26 protein-coding genes are annotated in these 24,848 nt (G+C 65.8%); 1 reads left to right on the forward strand and 25 read right to left on the reverse strand.

The window, feature by feature from the left end; genetic code table 11:
• Positions 1-46 precede the first annotated feature (46 nt).
• From atpD to dctP, 23 genes are all read right to left on the reverse strand, one after another.
• Positions 47-1,459, reverse strand: a complete 1,413-nt coding sequence (gene atpD, locus AACH00_RS05225; protein ID WP_341398028.1) for a F0F1 ATP synthase subunit beta — start codon at positions 1,457-1,459, stop codon at positions 47-49.
• Positions 1,460-1,516: 57 nt separating this feature from the next.
• Entirely contained in the window at positions 1,517-2,401 is an 885-nt protein-coding gene (gene atpG / locus AACH00_RS05230) for a F0F1 ATP synthase subunit gamma (protein WP_341398029.1), read from the reverse strand.
• A gap of 79 nt (positions 2,402-2,480) precedes the next feature.
• Positions 2,481-4,034: a F0F1 ATP synthase subunit alpha gene (atpA, locus tag AACH00_RS05235; protein WP_341398030.1), complete on the reverse strand. Its 1,554-nt coding sequence runs from the start codon at positions 4,032-4,034 to the stop codon at positions 2,481-2,483.
• 142 nt (positions 4,035-4,176) lie between these two features.
• Positions 4,177-4,710 carry a F0F1 ATP synthase subunit delta gene (locus AACH00_RS05240; protein WP_341398031.1) on the reverse strand — a complete coding sequence of 178 codons (534 nt, stop codon included), beginning with the start codon at positions 4,708-4,710 and terminating at the stop codon, positions 4,177-4,179.
• 2 nt (positions 4,711-4,712) lie between these two features.
• Positions 4,713-5,183, reverse strand: a complete 471-nt coding sequence (locus tag AACH00_RS05245; protein WP_341398032.1) for a F0F1 ATP synthase subunit B — start codon at positions 5,181-5,183, stop codon at positions 4,713-4,715.
• Positions 5,184-5,219: 36 nt separating this feature from the next.
• The gene (gene atpE, locus AACH00_RS05250) at positions 5,220-5,489 is read right to left on the reverse strand and encodes a F0F1 ATP synthase subunit C (protein ID WP_341398033.1); all 270 of its coding nucleotides are present in this window, start codon (positions 5,487-5,489) and stop codon (positions 5,220-5,222) included.
• Positions 5,490-5,538: 49 nt separating this feature from the next.
• Entirely contained in the window at positions 5,539-6,429 is an 891-nt protein-coding gene (atpB, locus tag AACH00_RS05255; RefSeq protein WP_341398034.1) for a F0F1 ATP synthase subunit A, read from the reverse strand.
• 24 nt (positions 6,430-6,453) lie between these two features.
• On the reverse strand, positions 6,454-6,939 hold the full coding sequence (locus tag AACH00_RS05260) for an ATP synthase subunit I (RefSeq protein WP_341398035.1): 486 nt from the start codon (positions 6,937-6,939) through the stop codon (positions 6,454-6,456).
• A gap of 126 nt (positions 6,940-7,065) precedes the next feature.
• A complete protein-coding gene (locus AACH00_RS05265; protein ID WP_341398036.1) occupies positions 7,066-7,971 on the reverse strand; it encodes an SMP-30/gluconolactonase/LRE family protein in 906 nt (301 codons plus the stop codon).
• 70 nt (positions 7,972-8,041) lie between these two features.
• On the reverse strand, positions 8,042-8,908 hold the full coding sequence (locus AACH00_RS05270) for a LytR/AlgR family response regulator transcription factor (RefSeq protein ID WP_341398037.1): 867 nt from the start codon (positions 8,906-8,908) through the stop codon (positions 8,042-8,044).
• 42 nt (positions 8,909-8,950) lie between these two features.
• A complete protein-coding gene (locus tag AACH00_RS05275) occupies positions 8,951-10,393 on the reverse strand; it encodes a histidine kinase (protein WP_341398038.1) in 1,443 nt (480 codons plus the stop codon).
• A 164-nt stretch (positions 10,394-10,557) separates the two neighbouring features.
• The gene (locus tag AACH00_RS05280) at positions 10,558-11,622 is read right to left on the reverse strand and encodes a septal ring lytic transglycosylase RlpA family protein (RefSeq protein ID WP_341398039.1); all 1,065 of its coding nucleotides are present in this window, start codon (positions 11,620-11,622) and stop codon (positions 10,558-10,560) included.
• A gap of 51 nt (positions 11,623-11,673) precedes the next feature.
• The gene (locus tag AACH00_RS05285) at positions 11,674-12,384 is read right to left on the reverse strand and encodes a pentapeptide repeat-containing protein (protein ID WP_341398040.1); all 711 of its coding nucleotides are present in this window, start codon (positions 12,382-12,384) and stop codon (positions 11,674-11,676) included.
• A 135-nt stretch (positions 12,385-12,519) separates the two neighbouring features.
• The gene (locus AACH00_RS05290; protein WP_341398041.1) at positions 12,520-13,425 is read right to left on the reverse strand and encodes an ACP S-malonyltransferase; all 906 of its coding nucleotides are present in this window, start codon (positions 13,423-13,425) and stop codon (positions 12,520-12,522) included.
• Between the two features lie 11 nt (positions 13,426-13,436).
• The gene (locus tag AACH00_RS05295) at positions 13,437-14,300 is read right to left on the reverse strand and encodes a triphosphoribosyl-dephospho-CoA synthase (RefSeq protein ID WP_341398042.1); all 864 of its coding nucleotides are present in this window, start codon (positions 14,298-14,300) and stop codon (positions 13,437-13,439) included.
• Positions 14,297-14,974 (reverse strand): malonate decarboxylase holo-[acyl-carrier-protein] synthase, encoded by a 678-nt coding sequence (gene mdcG, locus AACH00_RS05300; protein WP_341398043.1) that lies wholly within the window; start codon positions 14,972-14,974, stop codon positions 14,297-14,299. The genes AACH00_RS05295 and mdcG overlap by 4 nt, the downstream gene beginning before the upstream one ends.
• Before the next feature lie 10 nt (positions 14,975-14,984).
• Complete coding sequence (gene mdcE, locus AACH00_RS05305) at positions 14,985-15,686, reverse strand: biotin-independent malonate decarboxylase subunit gamma (protein WP_341398044.1); 702 nt, start codon at positions 15,684-15,686, stop codon at positions 14,985-14,987.
• 10 nt (positions 15,687-15,696) lie between these two features.
• Positions 15,697-16,575, reverse strand: coding sequence for a biotin-independent malonate decarboxylase subunit beta (locus tag AACH00_RS05310; RefSeq protein ID WP_341398045.1), 879 nt, complete (start codon positions 16,573-16,575; stop codon positions 15,697-15,699).
• Entirely contained in the window at positions 16,572-16,904 is a 333-nt protein-coding gene (gene mdcC, locus AACH00_RS05315; RefSeq protein ID WP_341398046.1) for a malonate decarboxylase acyl carrier protein, read from the reverse strand. Before mdcC ends, AACH00_RS05310 begins: the two co-directional genes overlap by 4 nt.
• 17 nt (positions 16,905-16,921) lie before the next feature.
• Positions 16,922-18,604 (reverse strand): malonate decarboxylase subunit alpha, encoded by a 1,683-nt coding sequence (gene mdcA / locus AACH00_RS05320; protein WP_341398047.1) that lies wholly within the window; start codon positions 18,602-18,604, stop codon positions 16,922-16,924.
• The gene (locus tag AACH00_RS05325; protein ID WP_341398048.1) at positions 18,601-19,962 is read right to left on the reverse strand and encodes a TRAP transporter large permease; all 1,362 of its coding nucleotides are present in this window, start codon (positions 19,960-19,962) and stop codon (positions 18,601-18,603) included. Before AACH00_RS05325 ends, mdcA begins: the two co-directional genes overlap by 4 nt.
• Positions 19,959-20,522, reverse strand: a complete 564-nt coding sequence (locus AACH00_RS05330) for a TRAP transporter small permease (protein WP_423221898.1) — start codon at positions 20,520-20,522, stop codon at positions 19,959-19,961. Before AACH00_RS05330 ends, AACH00_RS05325 begins: the two co-directional genes overlap by 4 nt.
• Positions 20,519-21,541 carry a TRAP transporter substrate-binding protein DctP gene (dctP, locus tag AACH00_RS05335; RefSeq protein ID WP_341398049.1) on the reverse strand — a complete coding sequence of 341 codons (1,023 nt, stop codon included), beginning with the start codon at positions 21,539-21,541 and terminating at the stop codon, positions 20,519-20,521. Before dctP ends, AACH00_RS05330 begins: the two co-directional genes overlap by 4 nt.
• Before the next feature lie 259 nt (positions 21,542-21,800).
• Here dctP and AACH00_RS05340 point away from each other — a divergent pair, with 259 nt between their 5' ends.
• Entirely contained in the window at positions 21,801-22,745 is a 945-nt protein-coding gene (locus AACH00_RS05340) for a LysR family transcriptional regulator (RefSeq protein WP_341398050.1), read from the forward strand.
• Between the two features lie 11 nt (positions 22,746-22,756).
• On the opposite strand, the gene AACH00_RS05345 is transcribed toward AACH00_RS05340, so the two are convergent.
• Together AACH00_RS05345 and AACH00_RS05350 are read right to left on the reverse strand one after the other, a co-directional pair.
• Positions 22,757-23,629 (reverse strand): hypothetical protein, encoded by an 873-nt coding sequence (locus AACH00_RS05345; protein ID WP_341398051.1) that lies wholly within the window; start codon positions 23,627-23,629, stop codon positions 22,757-22,759.
• A gap of 514 nt (positions 23,630-24,143) precedes the next feature.
• Positions 24,144-24,689, reverse strand: a complete 546-nt coding sequence (locus tag AACH00_RS05350; RefSeq protein ID WP_341398052.1) for an HD domain-containing protein — start codon at positions 24,687-24,689, stop codon at positions 24,144-24,146.
• Positions 24,690-24,848 lie beyond the last annotated feature (159 nt).

A 24,848-nucleotide genomic window follows, 5' to 3' on the forward strand; every position in this document is an offset into this window, starting at 1 on the left:
CAAAAAGATCAGTCAGGGGCGGGGTGAGAACTCACCCCGACACGCCTCACTGCATCTTCTTGGCCTTCTCGAACGCCTCGTCGATGGTGCCGACCATGTAGAACGCCTGCTCGGGCAGGTGGTCACATTCGCCAGCCACGATCATCTTGAAACCACGGATGGTTTCCTTCAGCGGCACGTACTTGCCCGGCGAGCCGGTGAAGACTTCTGCCACGTGGAACGGCTGCGACAGGAAACGCTGGATCTTACGGGCGCGAGCGACCGACAGCTTGTCTTCCGGCGACAGTTCGTCCATGCCCAGAATGGCGATGATGTCGCGCAGTTCCTTGTAACGCTGCAGGGTGGCCTGCACGGCACGGGTCGTGTTGTAGTGCTCTTCGCCGATGACGTTCGGATCGATCTGACGCGAGGTCGAGTCGAGCGGGTCAACAGCCGGGTAGATACCCAGCGAAGCGATGTCACGCGACAGCACCACGGTGGCGTCCAAGTGGGCGAAGGTCGTGGCAGGCGACGGGTCGGTCAAGTCGTCCGCAGGGACGTACACGGCCTGGATCGAGGTGATCGAGCCGACCTTGGTCGACGTGATCCGCTCTTGCAGACGGCCCATTTCTTCAGCCAGCGTCGGCTGATAGCCCACGGCGGAAGGCATACGGCCCAGCAGTGCGGACACTTCGGTACCGGCCAGGGTGTAGCGGTAGATGTTGTCCACGAAGAACAGCACGTCCTTGCCTTCGTCGCGGAACGACTCGGCGATGGTCAGGCCGGTCAGGGCGACGCGCAGACGGTTGCCCGGCGGCTCGTTCATCTGACCGTAGACCATGGCGACCTTCGACTCTTCGAGCTTCTCGAGGTTCACCACGCCGGAGTCGGCCATCTCGTGATAGAAGTCGTTGCCCTCACGGGTACGCTCGCCCACACCAGCGAACACCGACAGACCGCTGTGGGCCTTGGCGATGTTGTTGATGAGTTCCATCATGTTCACGGTCTTGCCCACGCCGGCGCCACCGAACAGACCCACCTTGCCGCCCTTGGCGAACGGGCAGATCAGGTCGATCACCTTGATGCCGGTTTCCAGCAGTTCTTGCGACGGGCTCAGCTCGTCATACGACGGAGCCTTGCGGTGGATCGAAGCCGTCAGGGCCTGGTCCACGGGGCCACGTTCGTCGATGGGCGTGCCCAGCACGTCCATGATGCGGCCGAGGGTAGCCTTGCCAACCGGCACGTGAATGGCAGCGCCGGTGTTGGTCACGGTCAGGCCGCGACGCAGGCCGTCGGAGGAGCCCAGCGCGATGGTACGGACGATGCCGTCACCCAACTGCTGTTGCACTTCCAGGGTCAGCGCGGAGCCTTCCATCTTCAGGGCGTCGTACACCCGGGGCATCTGGTTACGCGGGAATTCCACGTCCACCACGGCGCCGATGCACTGAACGATCTTGCCTTGGGCTTGAGAGTTCGACATTTTTCGGTCCTTCAATCTTGATTCGATTCGTTCGCAGGTTGAGCGGCTTCGTGCCGATCAACCACTGATCGCGGCGGCGCCGCTGACGATCTCGGAGAGTTCCTTCGTGATCGCGGCCTGGCGGGTCTTGTTGTAGATGAGCTTGAGCTCACCGATCAGCGTACCTGCGTTGTCGGTCGCGGCCTTCATCGCCACCATGCGTGCCGATTGCTCGGACGCCATGTTCTCGGCGACTGCCTGGTAGACCAGCGCTTCGATGTAACGCGTGAGCAGCTCTTCGATGACCACGCCTGCTTCTGGCTCGTACAGGTAGTCCCAGCCGTAGGCCGACTTCTCGGCTTCGGACTGCGACAGCTTGTCGGCGGCCAGAGGCAGCAGCTGTTCCACCACCGGCTCCTGCTTCATCGTGTTGATGAACTTGGTGTAGCACAGGTACACCGAGTCCACTTCACCTGCGACGAAGGCGTCAAGCATGACCTTGACCGGGCCGATCAGCTTGTCGATCTGCGGGGCGTCACCCAGGCCGATGGCCTGCGAAACGACCTTCGCGCCAATGCGGTTCAAGAAGCCGAAGCCCTTCGAGCCGATGGCCACAGCCTGAACCTGCTTGCCTGCGGTCTGCACGTCCTTCATCTTGTTCGTGACAGCACGCAAGACGTTGGTGTTCAGACCACCGCACAGGCCCTTGTCGGTGGTGACAACCACGAAACCAGCCACACCCGACTTGGCGTCGGAACGCATGTAGGGCGACTGGTACTCAGGGTTGGCCTGCGACAGGTTGGCGGTGATGTTGCGGATCTTGTCGCTGTACGGACGCGCATTGCGCATCCGCTCCTGCGCCTTGCGCATCTTGGAGGCGGCGACCATTTCCATGGCCTTGGTGATCTTCCTGGTGTTCTCCACCGATTTGATCTTGCCGCGGATTTCCTTTCCGACTGCCATGACTTTTTCTCCTGGTCTGGGGGGACAGTGCTGCTTGGCCCGTGAGGGGTGTCAGTACTGTCCCTGGGGTGTCATGGAATCAGGCGAAGGACTTCTTGAACGCGACGATCGCGCCAGCCAGTTCTTCCTCGGCAACCTTGTCCATGGCCTTTTCAGCTTCCAGCTTTGCAAGCAGGGCAGCGTGGCTGCTCTTCAGGAACTGGTGCAGACCATGTTCGAACGCCAAGACCTTCTTGGTGTCGATGTCGTCGAAGTAGCCCTTGTTGACGGCGTACAGCGTGGCGCCCATCAGCGAGATCGGCAGCGGCGAGTACTGAGCCTGCTTCAGCAGTTCGGTGACGCGTGCGCCACGGTCCAGCTGCTTGCGGGTGGCCTCGTCCAGGTCGGAAGCGAACTGCGCGAACGCAGCCAGTTCACGGTACTGGGCCAGGTCGGTACGGATACCGCCGGACAGCGACTTGATCAGCTTGGTCTGTGCAGCACCACCGACGCGCGACACCGAGATACCGGCGTTGATGGCGGGGCGGATGCCGGCGTTGAACAGGCTGGTTTCCAGGAAGATCTGGCCGTCGGTGATCGAGATCACGTTGGTCGGAACGAAAGCGGAAACGTCACCGGCCTGGGTTTCGATCACGGGCAGCGCGGTCAGCGAGCCGGTCTTGCCCTTGACTTCACCCTTGGTGAAGGCTTCGACGTAGTCGGCGTTCACGCGGGCTGCGCGTTCCAGCAGGCGGCTGTGGAGATAGAACACGTCGCCAGGGAAAGCTTCGCGGCCCGGCGGGCGACGCAGCAGCAGCGAGACTTGACGGTAGGCCACGGCCTGCTTGGACAGGTCGTCATACACGATCAGGGCGTCTTGGCCGCGGTCACGGAAGTACTCACCCATCGTGCAGCCGGAGTACGCCGAGACGTACTGCATGGCGGCCGATTCCGAAGCCGAAGCAGCCACGACGATGGTGTATTCCATCGCGCCAGCTTGTTCCAGAGCGCGCACCACGTTCTTGATCGACGAAGCCTTCTGGCCGATCGCAACGTAGATGCAGGTCATGTTCTGACCCTTCTGGTTGATGATCGCGTCGATCGCCACGGCGGTCTTGCCGGTCTGGCGGTCGCCGATGATCAGCTCGCGCTGGCCACGGCCGACGGGCACCATCGAGTCGATCGACTTCAGACCGGTCTGCACCGGCTGGTCGACGGACTTACGTGCGATAACGCCCGGAGCGACCTTTTCGATCACGTCGGTCATCTTGGCGTTGATCGGGCCCTTGCCGTCGATAGGCTGGCCCAGCGCGTTGACGACGCGACCGATCAGCTCGGGGCCGACCGGCACTTCCAGAATGCGGCCCGTGCACTTCACGGTGTCGCCTTCGGAGATGTGTTCGTATTCGCCCAGAATCACGGCGCCGACAGAGTCGCGCTCGAGGTTCAGGGCCAGGCCGAACGACGGTTGACCGTCCTTGCCGGCGGGGAACTCGAGCATTTCGCCCTGCATGGCATCGGACAGGCCGTGCACGCGGACGATACCGTCGGTCACGGAGACCACGGTGCCCTGGTTGCGAATGTCCGTCGAGGCGCCGAGGCCCTCGATGCGGCTCTTGATCAGTTCTGAAATTTCAGCGGGATTCAGTTGCATTGCGGTACTCCCAATCTGGTCGGCGGCCCGGCACAAACCTCAACGAGGTGAACGGCGGGATGACGCAGGGACGATTCATTGCGGGGCGCCTGGGTCCCCGGTCGTGTCTGCAGGCAGACACGGACACGGGGTCGGGCGACGTTCAGGCGGTGAGCGAGACCTTCATCTGTTCCAGACGAGCCTTGACCGAGGTGTCCAGCACCTCGTCGCCCACCGTCACCCGGATGCCCCCGATCAGTTCGGGGTCCAGCGTGACGCTGGCCGACAGCTTGCAGCCGAAACGCTTTTCGAGGGCGGCCACGATCTCGGACAGCTGGGCTGCCTCGATCGGGAACGCGCTCTCGATCAGCGCATCAGACACACCGCCTTCGGCATTGACCAGCGCACGGAACTGCGCAGCCACCTCGGGCAGCGCCGTCAGACGACCGTTCTCGATCAGCAGGTGCACAAAATTGCGCACGCCTTCGATGAGGTCACCCTTGTGCGCAGCGGTGATGACGTCGAGGACAGCTTCCGGACGAACCTTGGGGTCGTCTGCAAACTGGCGCAGTTGCGCGTCTTGCGCAATCACGCCGAGCGCGTCGATCTGACGCGCCCAACCCTGGACGTCCGCCTTGCGGGCGACCTGGAACAGGGCTTCCGCGTAGGGACGTGCGATGGTGGCAAGCTCAGCCATGGTCAGAGCTCCGTCTTCAGGCGGGTCAGCAACTCGGCGTGAACGCCGGCGTTGACTTCGCGACGCAGGATGCTCTCAGCGCCCTTGACGGCCAGCGCAGCGACTTCTTCGCGCAGCGCTTCACGGGCACGAACCACCTGCTGATCAGCATCGGCCTTGGCCGCTGCGATGATCTTGGCAGCTTCGTCGTTGGCCCGCACGCGGGCTTCGTCGACGATGGTTTGTGCACGCTTTTCGGCGTCAGCCAAACGCTTGGTCGATTCCTCGCGCGTTTGCGCAAGTTGCTCTTCCACACGCTTGTTGGCGGTTGCCAGGTCAGACTTGGCACGGTCAGCCGCAGCCAGGCCGTCGGCGATCTTCAGCGCGCGTTCATCCAGTGCCTTGGTGATAGGCGGCCAGACGAAGCGCATCGTGAACCAGACCAGGATCGCAAAAACGATCGCCTGGAGGATCAGAGTGGCGTTGATATTCACGGCTCAATCCTTTCGGTCGTGAAAGGGAGGCAGCGATTACTTCGGCAGGTTGGCCAGCAGGGTTGCGGCGAACGGGTTGGCGAAGGCGAACAGCAGGGCGATGGCAACGCCGATCAGGAAGGCAGCGTCGATCAGACCGGCCAGAATGAACATCTTGGTTTGCAGTTCGTTCATCAGCTCAGGCTGGCGAGCCGACGATTCCAGGAACTTGCCGCCCATCAGAGCGATACCGATCGAAGCGCCGATAGCGCCCAGACCAACAATCAGACCACAAGCCAGTGCGACGAGACCGAGGATGTTTTCCATGATGACTCCTAGAGGATTTAGATGAGAGAGAGGGGAGAGAAAAAAGAGATCAGTGAGCGTCGTGCGCCTGACCAACATAGATCAGCGTCAGCATCATGAAGATGAATGCCTGCAGCGTGATCACCAGAATGTGGAACAGGGTCCACACAGTGCCGGCGACGACATGACCGATGGCCAGGCCGACACCAGAAACCGACAGCGTGAACGCGCCGCCCATCAGCGCGATCAGCATGAACACGAGTTCGCCGGCGAACATGTTGCCGAACAGCCGCATGCCGTGCGAGACGGTCTTGGCCAGGAACTCGATCATTTGCATGAGGAAGTTGAACGGCCACAGGGCGGGGTGAGCGCCGAACGGGGCAGAGATCAACTCATGACCCCAGCCGCCCAGGCCCTTGATCTTGATGTTGTAGAACAGGCAGATCAGCAGCACGCTGGTCGACAGACCCAGCGTGGTGGACAGGTCAGCCGACGGCACCACGCGCAGGTAGGCGTGGTGAGCGTCGTGGCCAGCCGCTTCGTAGACCATGCCCCAGGCGGCAGGCAGTGCGTCGACCGGCAGCATGTCCATCGCGTTCATCGCGAAGATCCAGACGAACACCGTCAGGGCGAGCGGTGCAACCAGCTTGCGGCTGGTGGCGTTGTGGATCACGCCCTTGGCCTGGTTGTCGACCAGCTCAGCCAGGATTTCCACGGCCGCCTGGAAGCGACCCGGAACGCCCGACGTGGCCTTGCGGGCAGCCAGCCACAGGAAGAAGCAACCCAGGGCGCCGAGCACCACCGAGAAGACCACCGAATCCAGATTGAACAAGCTGAAGTCGATGATCGACGTCTGCTTCACGCTCTGAAACGAGAAGTCCTTCTGCAGATGCTGCAGGTGGTGGGTGATGTACTCACCGGCGCTTGGACCGTGCGACTCGCTAGCAATTTCGCTCGACATTGTTTGTGTCTCGTCTCTAACCGTTTACCTGGACCACCGTTGCATCAGCAACGCCAGCCAACTTGCCTTCAGGCCCAACACGAGCGAGACCAGCAACGCAGTCCAGCTCAGATCGGGCACCAGCTTCGGGGCCAGCGCGAGCATGGCCACCGAGAGCGCAATTTTTCCAAACTCCCACAACATGAAACTGACGACGTAGGCGCCAGCCTTCATGCCGGGAGCTTGTCGGCCTACACCCCGTGCCATCAAGGCGCTGGGAAAGACCACGGTGGCAGCGCCATACAACGCTGACCACACAAACCCCTGTCCTTCGGTGAGCAGCCACGTCAAGGCAACCACCACCGCGCCGATTGCAGCCTGAACCGCAACCACCCGCCATGGCGACATCGGCGGGTGCTTCGACACCAGTGCCTGCACCTCTTCGCGGGTCAGGGCCTTGATGTCTTCTTCTGCAGCCTCATCTTGAGTGTCATCCCAGGCAGACGGGCGTGTTTCGCGTCGGTCTGTCATGGAACCAATCCTTCAGCGTGAGCAGCAAAGCCTCGGGATTATATGGGCAAACCCTTGTTCGCCCTAGATGCCCCTGCGCGACGCCCGAGGGTTGCGCGCTCGCTCAATTGCGGTTACTACGCAGTTTCACGCATGGACGAAGTTGACCGGCAGGCCCGGCACGCTGACGCGCATCTGCAACACCTGGCCCGCCCAAGGCTGCTCGGCCAGCTCAGCCGCAGGACGGTTTTCGCGGGCGGTGGTGACATACAAGGTGCGCAGATCGTCGCCGCCGAAGCACGGCATGGTCGCGCATTGAACCGGCAGGTGCACGGTTTGCAACACCTCGCCGGCCGGTGACAGCCGCAGCAGGCGACGCCCCTCGAACATGGCCGTCCAGTAGCAGCCTTCGCTGTCCACCGCGGCGCCGTCAGGCCGGCCGGCGTAGGTCGAAAGGTCTTGCCCGGCCTGCTTCACCGGGAATGTGGCGAAAACGCGTCGACCGCTCACTTCGCCCGTGGCCGGGTCGGCGTCGAAGGCATAGATGGTGTGCGCCTTGGTATCGCTCCAGTACTGGGTGCGGCCGTCCGGGCTCCAGGCCAGACCATTGCTGACCGTGATGCCGTCAGCTTGGCGCGACAACTCTCCGTCAGACCAGCGATACAGCGCCGCCAGCGCGGGGTCGCGCGGCTCATAGATGGTGCCGACCCAGAAGCGGCCCCGGGCATCGGCCTTGCCGTCGTTGAAGCGCTCTTTTGCCGGCTCGTAAGGCGGCGATGCCAGGCGCTGGCGCTTGCCGGTGGCCGGGCTGAAGCGCCACAAGCCGTCGCGCATGGCCAGCACCAGGTCGCCGTCCATCAGGGGCGCGCAGCTGCAAGGCTCGGTCTCGAACGACCAGTGCCGGTGCTGGCCGGTGTGGGGCTGGTACCAGTTCAGTTGCTTGCCCGGGATGTCGCACCAGTACAGCGCGCGCTCGGTGGGGTGCCAGAACGGCGATTCACCAAGCAGGCTGGCGGGAACGGGCAGAGGCTGGAAGAGGTCGGGCGCGGTCATGGGCGGATTCTCCCTGCCGCACCCGGTACATCGCAAGAACAGCCGGCGAGGTGTGCGCCGGCCGCGCGGCTCACATCCCCTTGAAGAGATGCGCGTAGCTGCGGCTGACTTCCAGCTTCTGCGTGTGGCCCTTCACGGCCACGATCTGCCGGCCACGGAAATCACGCGTCACGCCGGCGATGGCATTCACCGCAACCAGCGTCGAGCGGTGGATCTGCCAGAAGCGCTGCGGGTCGATCTCGTCCACCAGCTCCTTGATGGGCTTGCGGATCAGTGCCTCGACGGTGGCGGTCTGCACGCGGGTGTACTTTTCATCGCTGATGAAGAAGAGCACCTCGTCCACCGGAATCATCTGGATGGCCTGGCCCACCGTGGCCTGGATCCACTGCAGGTAAGCCGGCTTGGCCTGCACGCCAGCCACACCCAGGCCACCCAGCTGGCCACTCAGGCGATGCAGCAACTGCTGCAGCGGTGGCGCGGCCTGGCCCGCGCCTTCCCCCGCATCGCCCGCTTCACCCTGGCGATCAGCCAGGCGCTTGCGGATGCGCTCGACGGTGACCTTCAGCCGCTCGCGCTCGGCGGGCTTGAGCACATAGTCGGCGGCGCCTTGTTCGAAGGCTTCCACGGCGTACTGGTCGTAGGCCGTGATGAACACGATCTCGGGCAACACGCCGTCGTCACCCACGTCCATCTGGGCAATCTGGCGCGCCGCGTCCACGCCCGTCATGCCGGGCATGCGGATGTCGAGGAAGACCACGTCCGGCCGATGCTGCTCCACCAGCTCCACCGCCTCGGTACCGTTGCGGGCTTCGGCGACGATCTCGAGTTCGGGCCAGGCCTCGGTGAGGCGCGCACGAAGCTGCTCGCGCATCAGGCGTTCATCGTCGGCCAGCACGGCACGGGGTGCGCCGCTTCGGGGAGTGGATGCAGTGGTCATGGCTGAATGCTATGCGAGATGCTGACGGAGGTGGCTGCTCGATCAGGCAGTGGGGTTGGTGGCTGGGGCGGCGCCGGCCACGGTGCGGTAAGGCACGGTCACGGTCACCACGGTGCCGCTGGGCGTGTTGGCCAGCACGGTGAGCGAGGCGGCAGTGCCGTAAAGCATCTGCAGACGCTCACGGATGTTGGCCAGGCCGACGCCGGTGCCCGAGGTGGCCGCGTTGCCGAAGCCCACGCCGGTATCAGCCACCGAGACCGCCAGCTTGCCGTGCACGATCTCGGCCTTGACACGCAACTGCCCGCCTTCGGCCTTGGGCTCCAGGCCGTGGCGGATCGCGTTTTCCACCAGCGTCTGGATCATCATGGCCGGGAATTCCGCCGAGGCCAGGCCGTCAGGCACATCGATGTGCGCATCGAGCCGCTCTTCCATGCGCACCTTGAGAATTTCCACATAGGGCCGGACAACCGCCAGCTCGCGCGCCAGGTCACGCGGGCCGCCGTCGGAGGTTTCGCGCATCGTCGGCATGCTGGCCCGCAGCAGCGCGATCAGGTTCTTCTGCATCTGGCTGGCGCGCGGCGGGTCGGTCTCGATCAGGTGATCGATCGAGGCCAGCGTGTTGAACAGGAAGTGCGGCTCCACCTGGGCCTGCATGGCGGCCATGCGGGCCTCCACCACCTGCCGGCGCAGTGATTCGGCTTCGGCGGTTTCGGTCGCCTGGGCGGCCTTCACTTCGGCCTGGATGCGGCCCTTGTAGGTGATCTTGACGATGGCAGAGGCCACGATCCACAGCAGTGCCAGGTCCGTCAGGAACTCGCCGTAGCGGACGGTATGGTGCTCGATGCGGCTTTCCGGCTTGGCAGCCTCCTGCATCGCCTCGACCTGGGCCGTGCGGGCCTCCTCGATGGCGTCAACGATGGCCTGCTTGGCTTCTTCCACGGCTTCGCGGACATCGTCTGCAGCAGCACCCGGCGGCAGGTTGATGCGGACTTGCTGGTCACCCGCCGAGATCTCGACCGATTGCGGCCCGATCGACACGCTGGCGCCATCACCCACCGCGGACGCCACACCGGAGGCCGCACCAGCCACGCCGGAGGCGGCACTGGCAGCGGCTTCGGCGGTGCGTGCCGGGCGCTTCTGGATGCGCACGCCGTTCTCGTCGATGGAGATGTCCACCCCCTCCTTGCCACCGGTCAGTCCCGGCTTGTCGATGATGATCTTGCGGGCGGGGGGCGGAGCGGGCGTCTTGGGCGGCGCCGGCGAGTCGGGTGTCGAGACGATGGCTTCGGTGAAGGTCCAGCTGAACGGCGGCAGGCTCTGGACGATGTTCACCACGATCACCAGCAGCACCGACAGCACCACGAAGCGCTTCCAGCTGATGCCAGCCAGCCAGGCCCCGTAGGCGTGGAAACCACGAACGGCGGCAGCCGAGAAGGACTGCCAGTTCTGACGCCATTCGGAGGTGGGGGTGTTGGGTGTGCTCATGGTGCTGATCTCACGCTGGAAACGGCCGGAAGGCCATGCTGCGCACTGTACGCACGGTCTTCAGCGGGGGTGTGGGCAAAGCGATCTGGCGCGGGAAGAGACTGACAGACTGCATCATCCGGCGACAAAACGCGGGGCCGCACGGCCCGAACAGCGGCGCCCGATCAACGGCGCTCAATCAGCACGGGCACGAGTTGCAGCGCACCGCGGACCTTGTCGGCTGCTTCCCGGGCCTGCTCACGCGTGGGCCACGGGCCCGCCTGCAGGCGATGCATGCCCCCTTCAGCAAACACCGTCATCAGCGGCGCCAGCCAGTCCAGCTCATTGGCCACCCGCTGCTGGAAGGAGTAGGCGCCGTCGCCCTTGCCGAATGCGCCAAGCTGCAGCCAGAAACCGACCGACGCGGTGGTGTGGGCCCGGGCAACGGGCGCCCCGGGTGCGGGTGTCGGGTTGCTCACGGCGGGCAGGGGCACAGGCGCGGGAAGGGGCCGCGCGGTGGGCGCTGGGGCAGCCGCAGCCACCTTGGGCGCCGGCGCGCTGACAGCCGCCATCCTGGTTTCGGGTTCCGCAGGCGCCGGCTCCGGCATCGGGCGCGCGCCCAGGCCGGCGCGGATCTCGTCATGCGTCAGCCGCTGAACCTCCACCGGAGCCACGCCGTTCTGCACACCCAGCCGCACCGCCGCGGCATAAGACAGATCGATCACCCGCTGCTCGGAAAAGGGCCCGCGGTCATTCACCCGCACGATCACCTCGCGGCCATTGGCCGGGTTGCGCACCCGGGCAAAGCTGGGGATGGGCATGGTCTTGTGCGCCGCCGTCATGGCCAGCATGTTGTAGGTTTCACCGCTGGCGGTGCGGCGGCCATGAAACTTGCGGCCATACCAGGACGCCAGCCCGCGCTCGGTGAGCGGCTCGTCCGCCGTCATCGGCACATAGGTCTGGCCCAGCACTTCGTAAGGCTTGTTCGGGCCACCCGCGCGAATCGGCTCGACCTTGGGCTCGGCATCGGGCGTGCGCGCCACGTCCGCCAGCGCCACGTCTGTCGGGGGGCCATCCCGCCCGGCGGGAGCAGACACCACCGGTCGGGGCGACGAGCCGCCACTGCCCACCGGTGTGGAACTGCAGCCAGCCAACACCAGCGCCGCGCTCAGGCACAGCCAGGCGGCGCCGCGTAGAACGGGCTGGAAGGCCGGCAAGAGTGCCGAAGCGTGGGCAGGAAGATGTTGCATGCGGGGGCGATTTTGCTGCCTTTTGATGTGCCGGTGTTCAGCCGCGCCGCATCAGCCCACCCGCACGCCCAGCGCCTCGACCAGCGTGGCCGCCTGATCGTGGGAGATGACAGCGCCCTTGAAGGACTGGACCAGGTCATTCAGGCTCAGGCCGCCCAGGTCCACGGAGCGCACATCGGCGCCGGCGAACTGCGCGTTCTTCAGGTGGGCATTGCGCAAGCTGCCGCCCTTGAACACCGCATCGCGGAAGTCGCAGCCCGACACATCCGCATCGGCCATCTGCAACTGCTCCAGGCGCTGCTTGCGGAACGACAGGCCGCGCAGGTCGGCCCCCACCAGCAGGCATTCCACGAAGACCAGGCCCAGGGTCTCGGCGCCGCCAAAACCGGCGCCCGTCAACTTGCTGGCCTCGAAGCGGGTGGCGGCCAGCTTGGCGCGCAACCAGCTGGTGTTGTTCAGGTCGCACTGCACGAAGCGGGCATCGGTGAGGTCCACCTGCCGGAAGTCGGCTTGCCCGGCCTTGCAGCCTTGCCACATCGACTCGGCCAGATTGGCCTTGGCCCAGCGGGTGGACTGCAGGCTGCAATCCACGAAATGCACACCGCGGGCATCCAGGCCAGACAGGTCTTCGCCGTCGAGCCGGCAGCGGCTGATGGTCAAGGTGTGGCCCACCGGCACGGGCAGGCAGGCCGCCAGGTCGTCGCGCCCCAGGGTGCGGTCGGTCGGGCCATGCAGGGCGATGAGGGGGGTGGGCGTAGTCATGGCGCGGAACGGCAAGGAAGCACGGCAGCGCAATGTAGCCCCGCCCGCGCCACGAACGCCGATACCTGACTGAACACCCCCGCCGTTGCCCGCCACGGTTTGACGCCGAGGCGTGTCCATGAACACAGCCAGACCTCAATCCACCTGTCGCGCCAGCCACGCCGCAATCGCCGACGCTGACTTGAACTCGTCAACCGACCGGGCGATGTGGCGGGGGTCACGCTCTTGCCACATGCGCGCCAGGGCCTGGCCGGGGCCGATCTCGAGCACGACCTGCACGCCCTGGGCGGCCATTGCGTCCATGGCCTCGTCCCAGCGCACCGTCTGGGCCAGTTGCTGCGACAGCGCGGTGCGCGCACTCTGTGCGTTGCGGATGCGGCCCAGCGCATGGCTGAACAGCACGGCATGGGGCGCCTGCATCACCACACCCGCCAGGTGCCGGTCAAAGGCCTCGGCGGCCGGCAACATCCAGCGGGTGTGCGACGCCACCGCAATGTTCAGCGGCGTGCAACGCCAGCCTCGCCGGGTGGCCTCAGCCGCGGCCGACAGCAAATCAGCACGCTGCCCGCCAACCAGGCCCGCGCCTTCATTGATGCGAATCGCCACTTCCAGATCGAAGCTGCGGCACAGCTGCGCGATGCCGCCCGCCTCGGCGCCGGTGATGCCGAGCAAACCGGTGTCGATGCCGGCGGCGGCCTGGTCCATGAAGGCCGCCCGCTCAGCGGCCAGCGCCACGGCGGTGTGTGCGCTGAACACGCCAGCTGCGGAGAACGCCGCCAGCTCACCCACGCTGTAGCCCAGCACCACGTCGGGCGGCGCAGGCAGCAGCGGCTGCAGTTGCGCCCAGGCGGCGCAGGCGGTGGCGGTCAGCAGCACTTGTGCGCGCACGTTGTCGCCGGCCAGGCTTGGATCGGCCAAGCGCTCACGCCAGTCTGCACCGCAGCGTGTTGCCAGCGCCTGCATGGTCGAGTCATCAGCCAACCACGGCAGCATGCCCGGGCGCTGCAAGCCCTGTCCGGAAAACACGAGTGCCCAGCGCATGGCGTGCAGTTTCAGCCCAGGGCGCCAAGCCGGTGCAGCAGGCAGACGGCCGACAGCGTGTCGGCGCAGCCGCCCGGCGACAGCCGCCGTGCGACGAAGGCTGCGTGAATCTCGCGGGCGTCAGTCAGTGCTTCGGTGCGCGTTGCCCCGCCGTTCATCAGGAAGCGTTGCGCCTCGGTGCGTGCAAACGCCAGCCCTTCCAGGCCGCCCCGGTGCGCGATGTTGCAATCGTCCAGCTCGGCCATGATCTGGAAGAACACCTGCAGTTGCAGGCGCTGCCCGCTCAGGCCGCGGGCTTGCGCTGCACGCCAGGCCGGCACCGCGCACTCAAATAACACCGGCAAGCCGAGCGCGGCCTCTTCCGATGCGCTGCGCAGCCCGTATTGCCGCGCCGCCCGCCCACCAGACAACACCGATGCGCGCGCGCACCGCGCCTGCAGCGCCGCGCCCCAATGCTGCTGCAGCGCCGCGCGCCAATGGTCAGCACTCAAGGCCAAACCATCGGCCTGCGTGGCACCGGCCGCTGCGCACAGCAGGCCCAGCATGAAGATCGCCCCACGGTGGGTGTTGATGCCGCCGGTGGCCGCCAGCATGCGGGCCTCGGCCTCGATGCCGCTGCGCTCCAGCGCGTCAAACGGCGCAAACGCTGCGCCCAGCTCGGCCATGTGCGTGAAGTAGCTGCGCAGCGCCAGCAAGCTGCGCATGAAGGTGTGGGCGTCCATGTCGTCATGGCTGCCGGTGTCTTCGAACGACACCAGCCCGGGCTTCGGCGCCAGCGCCAGTTCGTCATGCAAGGCCAGCGTGGCGGCGCGGCCGATGTGGGCGGGCGAGAACGCCGCGGCAACACGCCCAGGCCGGCTCAGCAGCGCCGTCATGCCGCACACCACCCGGCGTTCGCCAGCACCTCGGCATCAGAGGCCAGCACGCTGCCATACAGACGCTTGACCAGCACCTCGCTGCAGCGCCCGGCGCGCCAGGCGGCCCACTCGCGCCAGGCCACCGCGCTGCCATCGGGGAACATCAATTCGCCGTCGATCCGCACCGGCGACGCACACGCCTGCAGCGCCGCCACCGCGTCATCGGCCTGCGCGGTGCCGTCCACGGCCAGCCACAGGTCGATGTCGCTGCGCTCATGCACGTAGTGCAGGCCGCTCAGTTGCTGCCAGCCGGCGCTGCCGTACACATGCGCCCGCACGTCCAGGCTGGCCAGGCGCGCCTCCAGTGCACGCAGCGGCGCATGGGCCTCACGCGGGCACACGCCGATGGCCGCGCGCAGCCGCGGGAATTCGCTCAGCCACGAGATGCCGCTGTGCGCCACCCGCAAGCTCAAGGGCCGGCGGCCCCAGCGCGCGGGGGCCGACAGGCCCAGCGCCACGCCGTCGTCGCGCTGCGGGTGCGGCGCGCATTGCCGCGTCACCACCAGCGGCAGCGCATGGTCGGCCCAGTGCTGCAGGCAGGCTCGCGCCACGTCGTCCCATGGGCCGCTCAAGATGTCACGCCAGGCGGCGCTGCCCAGGTGGGCCAGTTGATGGCGACGGAGCAAGGGCATGGTCCGCCTCTCAGGCTGCGTCCAGCACGCGCTGCGCCACGTCGCTGGCCAAGTTGCGCCCACCGCGCGCCGCACCATCGGCGGCTCGGCGATCGTCTGTGGCCGCATCGGCCAGGGCACCGCGCAAGGCCTGCGGCAAGTCACCCTGCCACAGCGCGCGCACGCCGCCCATCGCCACATAGTTTTCCACGCCGGGTGCGAACACCGGGTTGTCTTGCGACAGCGCTTCCAGCAGCTCCGGCTTCAGCTTGGTGATGCGCGCCATGGCCGGCAGGCGCATGACGCGGATCTCCGCCTCAGGCAGCGCATAGCAGGCGTCGGCGATCAAGCCCGACGTGATGAAGCCGCCCGACAGCGCCTGGTCATACACCAGGCCGATCACGCGGTGGCCGCGACGGCGCGCCAGGTCCAGGCACAGGCCCAGGTGCGCCATCGCGCGGTTGATGCCCAGCAGCTCATCGCGCCGGCGCAGTTGCTGGCCCTGCGTATCAATCAAAAGCAGGATCGGGCAGCCGGGCTGGCGCTCGATGGTGTCGAGCACCACGCGGGCCTGCGCCAGCGCCAGCTGAACCCCGATCGGCGCGTGCCCGGTGGTGCCGATGACCTTCAGCGGCGCGCCGTCAAAGCGCACATCGCCGGTGATGAAATCGCCCTCGGCCGTGAGCCCGTGGTCGCTGCCGAACAAGCGCTCGGCCAGTGTTTTCCAGTCCATCGCCAACCCCTCAATCCGTGCGCAGGGCACGTAGCGCCTGCACATCCATGGACGCCACCTCTTCAGGCTTGGGCACGCCGAGGCGCTGCCACAAGGTCAAGGCTTCCACATCGCCGTCCAGCGCCTCCGGCAGCAGCGCCCAACGCGCGGCCAGTTGCCGGTGCTCGGCCTCGAGGCTCTCCGGCTTCACTGGCCGCGAACCATTCAAGGCTGCCAGCGCCGCCTCGCGGAAAGCGGCCACGTCGTCGTCCAGCAGCACGTCGCAGTCGCCGGTGATCCAGCGGTGCTTGCCACCGGTGGTGCGCCACACCAGGGCGCGGTCGCGGGCATCAAACTCGTCAACTCCGTGCGAGGCCTCGATCACCTCCGGCCCCGACATCGCCAGCCGGCTGGCATCGCTCATCAGCACCTGATCGGCGCAGCGCGCCACGATGCCCATGCCACCGAAGCAGCCGTTGGCACTGCCCACCAGCACGATCACCGGGATGCCCGCAGCGCGCACATCGAGCACCGCACGCATCACTTCCGACACTGCGATCAACCCGGCGTTGGCCTCGTGCAAACGCACACCGCCGGAGTCGACCAGCAGCAGTACCGCGTCAGGCCGGTCACGCTGTGCGCGCCGCAGCAAGCCGACGAGCTTGGCGCCGTGCACCTCGCCCACGCCACCGCCCATGAAGGCGCCTTCCTGGGCCGCCACGAACACCGTGCGGCCACCGAGCAAGGCACGGCCAATCGCCACGCCATCGTCAAACGACGAGGGCACGCCCAGCTGGGCCAGGTGCGGGCTGGTGATGCGCTCGGACGGCGGCAGCCATTCGTGAAAGGTGTTGGCGTCGAACAGGCGCGCAATGCGCTCGCGGGCCGAACACTCGGCATAACTGATCATGGCTGCAGCCCCGCTTTCAGGGCGGCCACGGCCTGGTCCAGCCGCAAGCTGACCACGGCGGGCGTGGCGCCCATGTCGTTCACCGACACGCGCACGCCGGCCAGCGCATGGCGGGCGTGGAAGTCGTCGAACACCGCTTGCCAGATCGGGCGAAAGCCGTGGGCCGAGGTTGCCACGTGAACGTGGCAGACCGGCGGCGTGCCCGGCTCCAGCATCACCTCCAGGTTGCCGGACCCCACCACACCCACCAGCACCGCTTGAAACGGACCGGTGACATGGTGGCCTTCAAAGCTGAAGTCCAGCGTTTCGATGCCTGCATGTAGGCTCATGTCGACTGTCTCCGGTCTTACCAGTTGCGGAAGCGCTTCGGGGGCTGATAGAGCCCGCCCGAAATGCGCACCAGATCACGCATGCTGCGCGCTGCCAGCAGGTTGCGGGTGGCGTCGCGCGGGTCGATGCCCAGGTCAACGGCACGGCGAATCACGCCGCGGTCACGCAGGTTTTCCACCATGCGGCGGTCGCGGCCCAGGCCGAGTGCGGTGTAGCCCGCCACGCCGCGGATGGCCTGTTCTCGCTCTTCGTCGGTGCGGCACAGCAGCAGGTTGGCGATGCCTTCTTCGGTGAGCACATGCGTCACGTCGTCGCCGTAAATCATGATCGGCGGCAAGGCCATGCCGGCCTGCTCAGCCAGCTGCCAGGCATCCAGCGTTTCAACAAACGCCGGCTGCATGTGCTCGCGGAAGGTCTCCACCATCTGCACCACCAGCTTCTGGCCACGCGGCGTGCCGGCAGCGCCGGTGCGGCCAGCGCGCGCTTCGCGACCGGCCTTCAGCCAGGCCTCGCTGGCGTGCCGTCGGCCACGTGCATCGGCGCCCATGTTGGGCGCGCCGCCAAAGCCCGCGATGCGGCCCAGCGTAGCGGTGGAGCTGTTGCCCTGCAAGTCCATCTGCAGGGTCGAGCCGATGAACAGATCACAGGCGTAGTGCCCGGCCGCCTGGCAGAACGCGCGGTTGCTGCGCAGGCTGCCGTCAGCGCCTGTGAAGAACACATCGGAGCGGGCGCGGATGTAGTCCTCCATGCCCAGCTCGGAGCCGAAGGAATGCACCGACTGCACCCAGCCGGCTTCGATCGCAGGAATCAACGCGGGGTGCGGGTTCAGCGCCCAGTGCTGGCAGATCTTGCCCTTGAGCCCGAGCGACTCGGCATAGGTGGGCAGCAGCAGCTCGATCGCCGCCGTGTCGAAGCCGATGCCGTGGTTCAGTCGCTGCACGCCGTATTCGGCATAGATGCCCTTGATGGCCATCATGGCCATCAGCACCTGGATCTCGCTGATCTGCGCCGGGTCACGCGTGAAGAGCGGCTCGATGGTGTTGGGCTTGGGCGCCACGATCACGTAATCGACCCAGCCGGCAGGCACGTCGATGCGGGGCACCTGGTCGACCAGCTCGTTCACCTGCGCGATCACGATGCCACCGCTGAAGGCCGTCGCCTCGACGATGGCCGGCGTGTCTTCGGTGTTCGGGCCGGTGTAGAGGTTGCCCTGGGCATCGGCCGAGTGCGCCGCAATCAAGGAGACCTGCGGCGTGAGGTCGACGAAGTAGCGCGCGAACAATTCCAGGTAGGTGTGGATGGCGCCGATCTGCAAGCGCCCTGCCCCCACCAGCTGGGCCAGTCGACCGGCTTGCGGGCCGGAGAACGAGAAGTCCAGCTTCGACGCAATGCCGAGCTCGAACACTTCCAGGTGCTCGGGCAGCGCGAGCACCGACTGCACCATGTGCAGGTCATGCACGCACTGCGGATCGAGTTGCACCAGCGCGCGCGCCAGGAAGTCGGCCTGCTTCTGGTTGTTGCCTTCCAGGCAGACGCGGTCGAAGGGCTCGAGCACGGCATGCAGCAAGGCCACGGCCTGGTCGGTGCTGACCAGCTTGCCGCGCAGTGCGCTGCCCAGCGCAATGGCGACACGGGCCTGCCGCTGGCTGCGGCGCTGCGCACGCGTGCCCCAGTCGCGGGGCTCAGTGGGCGCGTTCACGGCTTGGCACCCACCACGCCCATCACGGCGTCAGGCAACGCGGTGGCGATGCCGGGGAACACGCAGATCAGCACCACCGACAGCAGCATCAGCACCACGAACGGCAGCACGCCCCAGATGATGTCGCTCAGCGGAATGTCAGGCGCGATGTTCTTGATGACGAAGATGTTCAGGCCCACCGGCGGGTGGATCAGGCCAGTCTCCATCACGATGGTCATCAGCACGCCGAACCAGATCAGATCAAAGCCGGCAGCCTTCAGCGGCGGCAGGATGATCGGTGCGGTCATCAGGATGATGCTCACCGGCGGCAGGAAGAAGCCCAGCAGGATGACCATCACCAGCACCGCCGCCAGCAGCACCCATTTCGAGAGCTGCAGGGCCACGATCCACTCGGCCGTCGCCTGGCTGATGTGCAGGTAGCTCATCACGTACGAGAACAGCAGCGACATGCCGATGATCATCATCAGCATGGTCGACTCTTTCAGCGTCGAGGCCAGGATCGGCTTCACGTCCTTCGGTCGCCACACGCCGTAGATGCCGGCAATCAGCGCCAGCGCCAGCAGTGCGCCCAGGCCTGCGGTTTCGCTGGGCGTGGCAAAGCCGCCGTACAGCGCCACCATCACACCCACCAGCAACAGCACGAACGGCACCACGCGCGGCAGCATCTCGAACTTCTCGCGGGTGGAGAAGGTTTCGCGTTCCAGCAGCGACGAGTGCGTGCCCGACGACAGGTAGGCCGCCTCGGCCATCTTGAACTCACGCTTGTAGCGGAACGCCGCATAACCCGCAAACAGCAGCACCAGCAGCACGCCGGGGAAGATGCCCGCCAGGAACAGGCGGCCCAGCGATTGCTCGGCAGCCACGGCGTACAGGATCATCGTGATCGACGGCGGCAACAAGATGCCCAAGGTGCCGCCGGCCGCGATGATGCCGGCCGCAAAGCCCGGCGAATAGCCGCGCTTGCGCATCTCCGGAATACCGGCGCTGCCGATGGCCGAGCAGGTGGCCGGGCTGGAGCCCGCCATGGCCGCGAACAGCGCGCAGGCGAACACGTTGGCAATGCCCAGGCCGCCCGGAATGCGGCCCATCCAGACGTGCATCGCGGCGTACAAATCCTGGCCCGCCCTTGATTTGCCTATGGCCGCCCCTTTCAGGATGAACAGCGGAATCGACAGCAGCGTGATGCTGGCCATCTCCTCGTAGACGTTCTGGGTGATGGTGTCCAGCGCAGACGCCGGCATGAAGATGCCCATGAAGAGCACCGCGACACTGCCCAGCGCAAAGGCGATCGGTGCGCCCGAGAACATGAACAGCAGAGTGACCAGGCCGAACAACAGGCCCATGGCAAGCATACTCATCGCTGGCCTCCTTTGGCAACACGGTTGAGGCTGGCTGCGAGTTGAACGGCCAGCTGCAGCGTGAGCAGCGACATGCCGGCAAACATCAGGCCGTAAGGGATCCACAGCGGAGGCGCCCACGACGACGACGTCGTCTGGCCTTCCACCCAGGCCTCATGGAACAGCGCCCACGACTTCCAGGCAAAGAAGCCGCAGAACAGCGTGCCCATCAGGTCCACCGCCACCAGGCGAAGGCGGTTCAGCACGCCCGGCAGCATCGACGACAAGGCCTCGATGCCGACGTGCCCGCGGATCGACTGCACATACGCGCTGCACAGGAAGGTGGCCCCCACCAGGCAGAACACGGCGGCTTCGTCCTGCCAGTCGGTCGAGGCCTTCAGGAAGTAGCGCGAGAACACGCTGTAGGTCAGCACCAGGGAGGCGGCCAGCAGCGCCAGCATGCCCAGGCCGAGCATGGCGCGGTTGAGCAGGTTGAGCCCGTGGGCGAGCGGCTTCAGCAGCGCCGGCGTGTGCGGATCGACCTCGTCGACCGCGACCATGGAAACGACACCGTGGCTCATAGCAGCTTCTGCGCAGCCTTCAGCAGCGCAGCACACGATTCGTTCTTGTCGCCAAAGTCCTTCCAGGCGGTTTCACGGGCGATGGTCTGCCACTTCTTGAGCGTGGCCTCGTCCATGTCGTAGACCTTGGCGCCGGCCTTGGCGTACACCTCGGCGGCCAGGCGGTCGTCGGCCTTGGCGGCGTCGAGCGCAAACTTTTCCAGCTGCGCGCCCACGCCCATCACCGCGTCCTGCTGGGCCTTGGTCAGCTTGGCGAACACCTCCTTGGACATCATCAGCGGCTCGAACATGAACCAGTAGGTGTGGCTGCGGCCGGTCGTCAGGTGCTTGGCAATTTCCTCCAGCTTGAAGGAGATGAAGCTGGTGCTCGACGTCATCGCGGCGTCCATCGCGCCGGTCTGCATGGCCGCGTAAATTTCGTTCGACGGCAGCGAGATGACGGAGGCGCCGGCCTGCTTGAGCATCATGTCCATCTCGCGGCTGCCACCACGCACCTTCAGGCCCTTGGCATCCTCCGGCTGCAGCAGCGCGCGCGGGCGGCTGGCCACACCACCGGCCTGCCAGACCCAGCTGACGATGACCACGCCTTTGTCGTCCAGCACCTTGGAGAGCAGCTTGCCCACCTCGGCCGTTTTCCAGGCCGCGCCCTGCTCGTAGCTGGGCACCAGTGCCGGCATCAGGCCGATGTTGGTTTCAGACACTTCCCCGCCGGCATACGACAGCGGCACCAGCGTCATGTCGAGTGCGCCCTTGCGCATCGACGAGAACTGCGCGTTGGTCTTCATCAGCGACGAGCCCGGATACACCGACGCACTGAGCGAGCCGTTGGTGGCCTTCGCCACATCGGCCGCGAACTTGCGGCACAGGCGGTCGCGGAAGTCACCTTCGGTCAGGCTGCCACTCGGGAACTGGTGCGAGATCTTGAGCTGCGTGGGGCTTTGCGCCAGCAGCGGCGGTGCCGCAAGACCCAAGGCCGTGGCGCCGGTTCCCTGCAGGAAAGTGCGTCGGTTGAAGTGCATGTTTGTCTCCGTTCGTTGTGGTGGCCCGGTGTCGTTGTCTGCGCAGGGCAGCACGCCGGATCTCGGACAAATGAACGGTAACAAGGCACCCGGCAGGGCTTCAATCAACCACTTGATGCGACGTTTACGCTGCCTGAAACGATCGCGGGTTAACCCCTGCGACCACACCCACCCCCTGAATGAAACGCACAGCACGCCCGGAATGCCGCCGCACAATCACGGGCTTGAGCAGCCTTTGATGAGCCCCGGGAGCGCGACCGTGCCGATCCACATTGACGAAGACATCAGCTTCAGAAAGCTGGAGATCCTGCTGGCGTTTCTGGAAGCCGGCAGCCTGGGCCGCACGGCCGAGCGACTGGGCGTGAGCACCGTCAGCGTGCACCGCGCGCTGCACTCGCTGGAGTCGGGCACGCGCTGCACCTTGTTCCGGCTGGAGGGACGCAACCTCTTGCCCACCGATGCGGCGCTGGCCCTGGCCGACGTGGCTGCGGAAGTGCTGCACGCGATGTCGGAGGGCATCCGCTCGACGCGCGAAATCGCGGGTTATGCGGCCGACCGCATCCGCATCGGCTCGATGTATTCGCTCACCAGCCGCACCGTGCCGGCACTGATCCAAGGCCTGAAGTTGCGCATGCCCGACATCCAGACCGAGCTGGTGCTGGCCTCGAATGCCGATTTGCTGACCAAGCTGCGCGACGGCGCGATTGATGCCGCGCTGATGGGCGAGACCGACGACGCCGACCTCGAATCCCAGTTGTTGTTCGAGGATGACATCTTCTTCGCAGCGCCCGTCAGCGCGAACTACCCCGCGAACGAGCCCGTCGATCTGCGCGACTGCAAGGACGTGCGCTTCGTCAGCCTGACCGAAGGCTTCGTCACGCGGCAGCGATTCGTGGAGGCGTTTCAAGGCGCCGGCTTCACGCCGAATGTCGCCATCTCGACGGGCGACATCTTTTCGCTGATGAACCTGATCGGCGGCGGCATCGGCTGCAGCCTGCTGCCGGGCCGTGTGCGCGACGTGCTGCCGCGCGACGTGCAACTGCTGGAGATGCAGCCGGCATACCACGCACCCCAGCGCATCGTGATGACCTTCCTGCGGGCCCGCGAACGCGACCCCAACCTGCTGTCACTGCTGGCGGCGAGCCGCACGTACGCGGCGGAGCGCGCCGAACAGACCAGAGCCGCTGCAGCGGCGGGGTGCTGAGGCGGCCTGCCTCATCCAGCCGGCTTGAGGCGCGGCCACAAGCGCTTGACCAGCGCTGCCGCATCCGCTTCCTCTTTCGGGGAATACGGCGGCTCGGGCGGCTTCGGCATTTCCAGCCCGACCGTTGGCGGCAGGACGTCTTTCAGGATCAGCAGGTTCATCAGCCTGGTGTAGGCCAACTGCTCCACACGCGATTGGCCCAGCTTGCCAATCGCCAGCAAAGGCACGGCCATTTCCTCCCCGTGCGCCGCGTCCACGCGCAGGCCCTCCAGCGCGCGCTCCAGCTCGGCCGGGCTGCGGGCCTCGGGGTTCAGGCCGTTGTAATAGACCAGCCCGGCACCAGGCACCTTGGCGTCCAGGGCACGCAAGGCCAACATGCTTTGTTGAGCCATCAGATCGGGCGTGAGGGTCTGGCAGCGGCGCTGGTTCTGGCGCTCCTTGGTGATCACCGACGCCTGCTGGTCGGCCGGAAGCACAAGGCGGTACTTGGGATGGCTGCCATTGATCATGGACTCGACGTCCATGTCGGGTCGGCAGCTGTTGATCCAGCGCGCCGCATCCAGGGCCTGGCGCGGGTCGCCGCTGTCGAGGGCACGCTGCACATGCGGGCCGAAGCCCTCGGAGCCGATGCCTGCCGCCGAGCCACTCGCCCCGGAGGCGGCCTCAGGGCTGGATGGCTGCTGTTGCGAGGCTGACGCTGCAGCAGCAGCGAGGCTGAGAGATCGCTCGATGGGTGACAGATCGGCCGGACCGCTGCCCGGCGCCGATGCGGCCGGTACAACCCCAGTCGGCAGCGGCCGGGCGCCCAGCCAGTGCCACCCCGCCAGGGCCAAAGCCAACGCCAACGCAGCCCCGCCGGCCGCCCAGATCACGGGCCTGATCATGAGGACTGGGACGTGCAACGGCACTGCAGGTGTGCTCGCACCTGGCGAAGCGAGGTACCTGCGAGGAGGCGCGACATCTGGTCGTTATCGAATCGACGGAGGTCTGACATGGCGTGGGTGCAAGACAGAAGCAGACAACATCCGCGACGACGTGCGCTGGAAGTGCATCACCAGGCTCGGTGAGTCCCGTCAAGATGAAGCTGCAGGAACTGGTTCGACTGCAGAGCCGGAGCAGGTGCGAGCACTTCAATTCTGAAAAGTTCGGCATATGAGGAACGCCAAACAAAGCAATTCGCGGCGGTTCTTGGCTCTGTTTCGGCCGCACTCTAACCCAATCACAACCAATTGTTGGCGGCTGCTGCTCCAAGATTCAGATCAAGTGGCGCCGTGTGGATTCGTATGCCTTCCACCTCTGTGGACGGTGGCAAGTTCTGCACCGCCAACTAATTCGGATCTGGTGTCTGCGGCATGAGCACCGCCCAAAACCGCCACTTAGCACGGCATCTGCGCAGGATCAGGCAGCGGAGTGGCGCAAGAGGAGTTGCTTGACCTGCCGGTACTCCTCCATACGCTCCAAGTCCTTGTCTGTCGGATTCGGGATGCGGCTCAAATCCGAGTTCTCTGCGTTGTCGGCCAGCTTGACCGCTCTAGCGACCGGATGCGCTGCTGCACGCGCCGCAGCGTCGAGTCGGGTCTCGCCCGGTCGCTTGGTGAGCGCATCCAGCGCAGTCAACACGCAAGCAGAAAAGCCCTGCTCCCGGAGCTGTTCGATCGTGACCGGCGTGTCTTCGACCACATCGTGAAGGACCCCGACGATTCGCTCGTCCATCGACTGCAATCGCAACATCACTCTGAGGGGATGCAGGATGTATGGCTGACCGCCCTTGTCCGTCTGACCGGCGTGCGCAGAAGCAGCGATAGCGATGGCGCGTTCAAGCGTCGACATATGGATGTTCCTTTGCGTCAACAGGACGACGCAGCCAATTAAGGCTACCGAATACAAGAACTGACCAAAATGGTGCGACGGATCGTTGGCACCGCCAATCAAGATGGGCTTCAAGGCGTCTGCGCCCTGCCATGTTGATAATCGCCACCGATTGACCTGAAGCGCCCCGGGTTTCATGGAGGCCCGTTGGGTTAAGTCAGGCTTCCGTCAAGGCAGTCTGACTGGCGAGTTGCCGGTAGTAGTTTGCCTCAGCCTCTGCGGGTGGGATGTACC

The sequence above is a fragment of the Ideonella margarita genome (genome assembly GCF_038066635.1).
GTDB classification, from domain to species: domain Bacteria; phylum Pseudomonadota; class Gammaproteobacteria; order Burkholderiales; family Burkholderiaceae_C; genus Ideonella; species Ideonella margarita.

Coding starts and splice junctions, on each gene's coding strand:
- mdcG (WP_341398043.1), bottom strand. CDS start 14,974: ATGCCCTTGCTCCGTCGCCATCAACTGGCCCACCTGGGCAGCGCCGCC.
- AACH00_RS05260 (WP_341398035.1), bottom strand. CDS start 6,939: ATGACAGACCGACGCGAAACACGCCCGTCTGCCTGGGATGACACTCAA.
- AACH00_RS05310 (WP_341398045.1), bottom strand. CDS start 16,575: ATGATCAGTTATGCCGAGTGTTCGGCCCGCGAGCGCATTGCGCGCCTG.
- AACH00_RS05265 (WP_341398036.1), bottom strand. CDS start 7,971: ATGACCGCGCCCGACCTCTTCCAGCCTCTGCCCGTTCCCGCCAGCCTG.
- AACH00_RS05345 (WP_341398051.1), bottom strand. CDS start 23,629: ATGATCAGGCCCGTGATCTGGGCGGCCGGCGGGGCTGCGTTGGCGTTG.
- AACH00_RS05285 (WP_341398040.1), bottom strand. CDS start 12,384: ATGACTACGCCCACCCCCCTCATCGCCCTGCATGGCCCGACCGACCGC.
- AACH00_RS05295 (WP_341398042.1), bottom strand. CDS start 14,300: ATGACGGCGCTGCTGAGCCGGCCTGGGCGTGTTGCCGCGGCGTTCTCG.
- AACH00_RS05270 (WP_341398037.1), bottom strand. CDS start 8,908: ATGACCACTGCATCCACTCCCCGAAGCGGCGCACCCCGTGCCGTGCTG.
- atpB (WP_341398034.1), bottom strand. CDS start 6,429: ATGTCGAGCGAAATTGCTAGCGAGTCGCACGGTCCAAGCGCCGGTGAG.
- dctP (WP_341398049.1), bottom strand. CDS start 21,541: ATGCACTTCAACCGACGCACTTTCCTGCAGGGAACCGGCGCCACGGCC.
- atpD (WP_341398028.1), bottom strand. CDS start 1,459: ATGTCGAACTCTCAAGCCCAAGGCAAGATCGTTCAGTGCATCGGCGCC.
- AACH00_RS05325 (WP_341398048.1), bottom strand. CDS start 19,962: ATGAGTATGCTTGCCATGGGCCTGTTGTTCGGCCTGGTCACTCTGCTG.
- atpG (WP_341398029.1), bottom strand. CDS start 2,401: ATGGCAGTCGGAAAGGAAATCCGCGGCAAGATCAAATCGGTGGAGAAC.
- AACH00_RS05275 (WP_341398038.1), bottom strand. CDS start 10,393: ATGAGCACACCCAACACCCCCACCTCCGAATGGCGTCAGAACTGGCAG.
- mdcC (WP_341398046.1), bottom strand. CDS start 16,904: ATGAGCCTACATGCAGGCATCGAAACGCTGGACTTCAGCTTTGAAGGC.
- AACH00_RS05290 (WP_341398041.1), bottom strand. CDS start 13,425: ATGCGCTGGGCACTCGTGTTTTCCGGACAGGGCTTGCAGCGCCCGGGC.
- mdcE (WP_341398044.1), bottom strand. CDS start 15,686: ATGGACTGGAAAACACTGGCCGAGCGCTTGTTCGGCAGCGACCACGGG.
- AACH00_RS05280 (WP_341398039.1), bottom strand. CDS start 11,622: ATGCAACATCTTCCTGCCCACGCTTCGGCACTCTTGCCGGCCTTCCAG.
- AACH00_RS05240 (WP_341398031.1), bottom strand. CDS start 4,710: ATGGCTGAGCTTGCCACCATCGCACGTCCCTACGCGGAAGCCCTGTTC.
- AACH00_RS05330 (WP_423221898.1), bottom strand. CDS start 20,522: ATGAGCCACGGTGTCGTTTCCATGGTCGCGGTCGACGAGGTCGATCCG.
- atpE (WP_341398033.1), bottom strand. CDS start 5,489: ATGGAAAACATCCTCGGTCTCGTCGCACTGGCTTGTGGTCTGATTGTT.
- atpA (WP_341398030.1), bottom strand. CDS start 4,034: ATGCAACTGAATCCCGCTGAAATTTCAGAACTGATCAAGAGCCGCATC.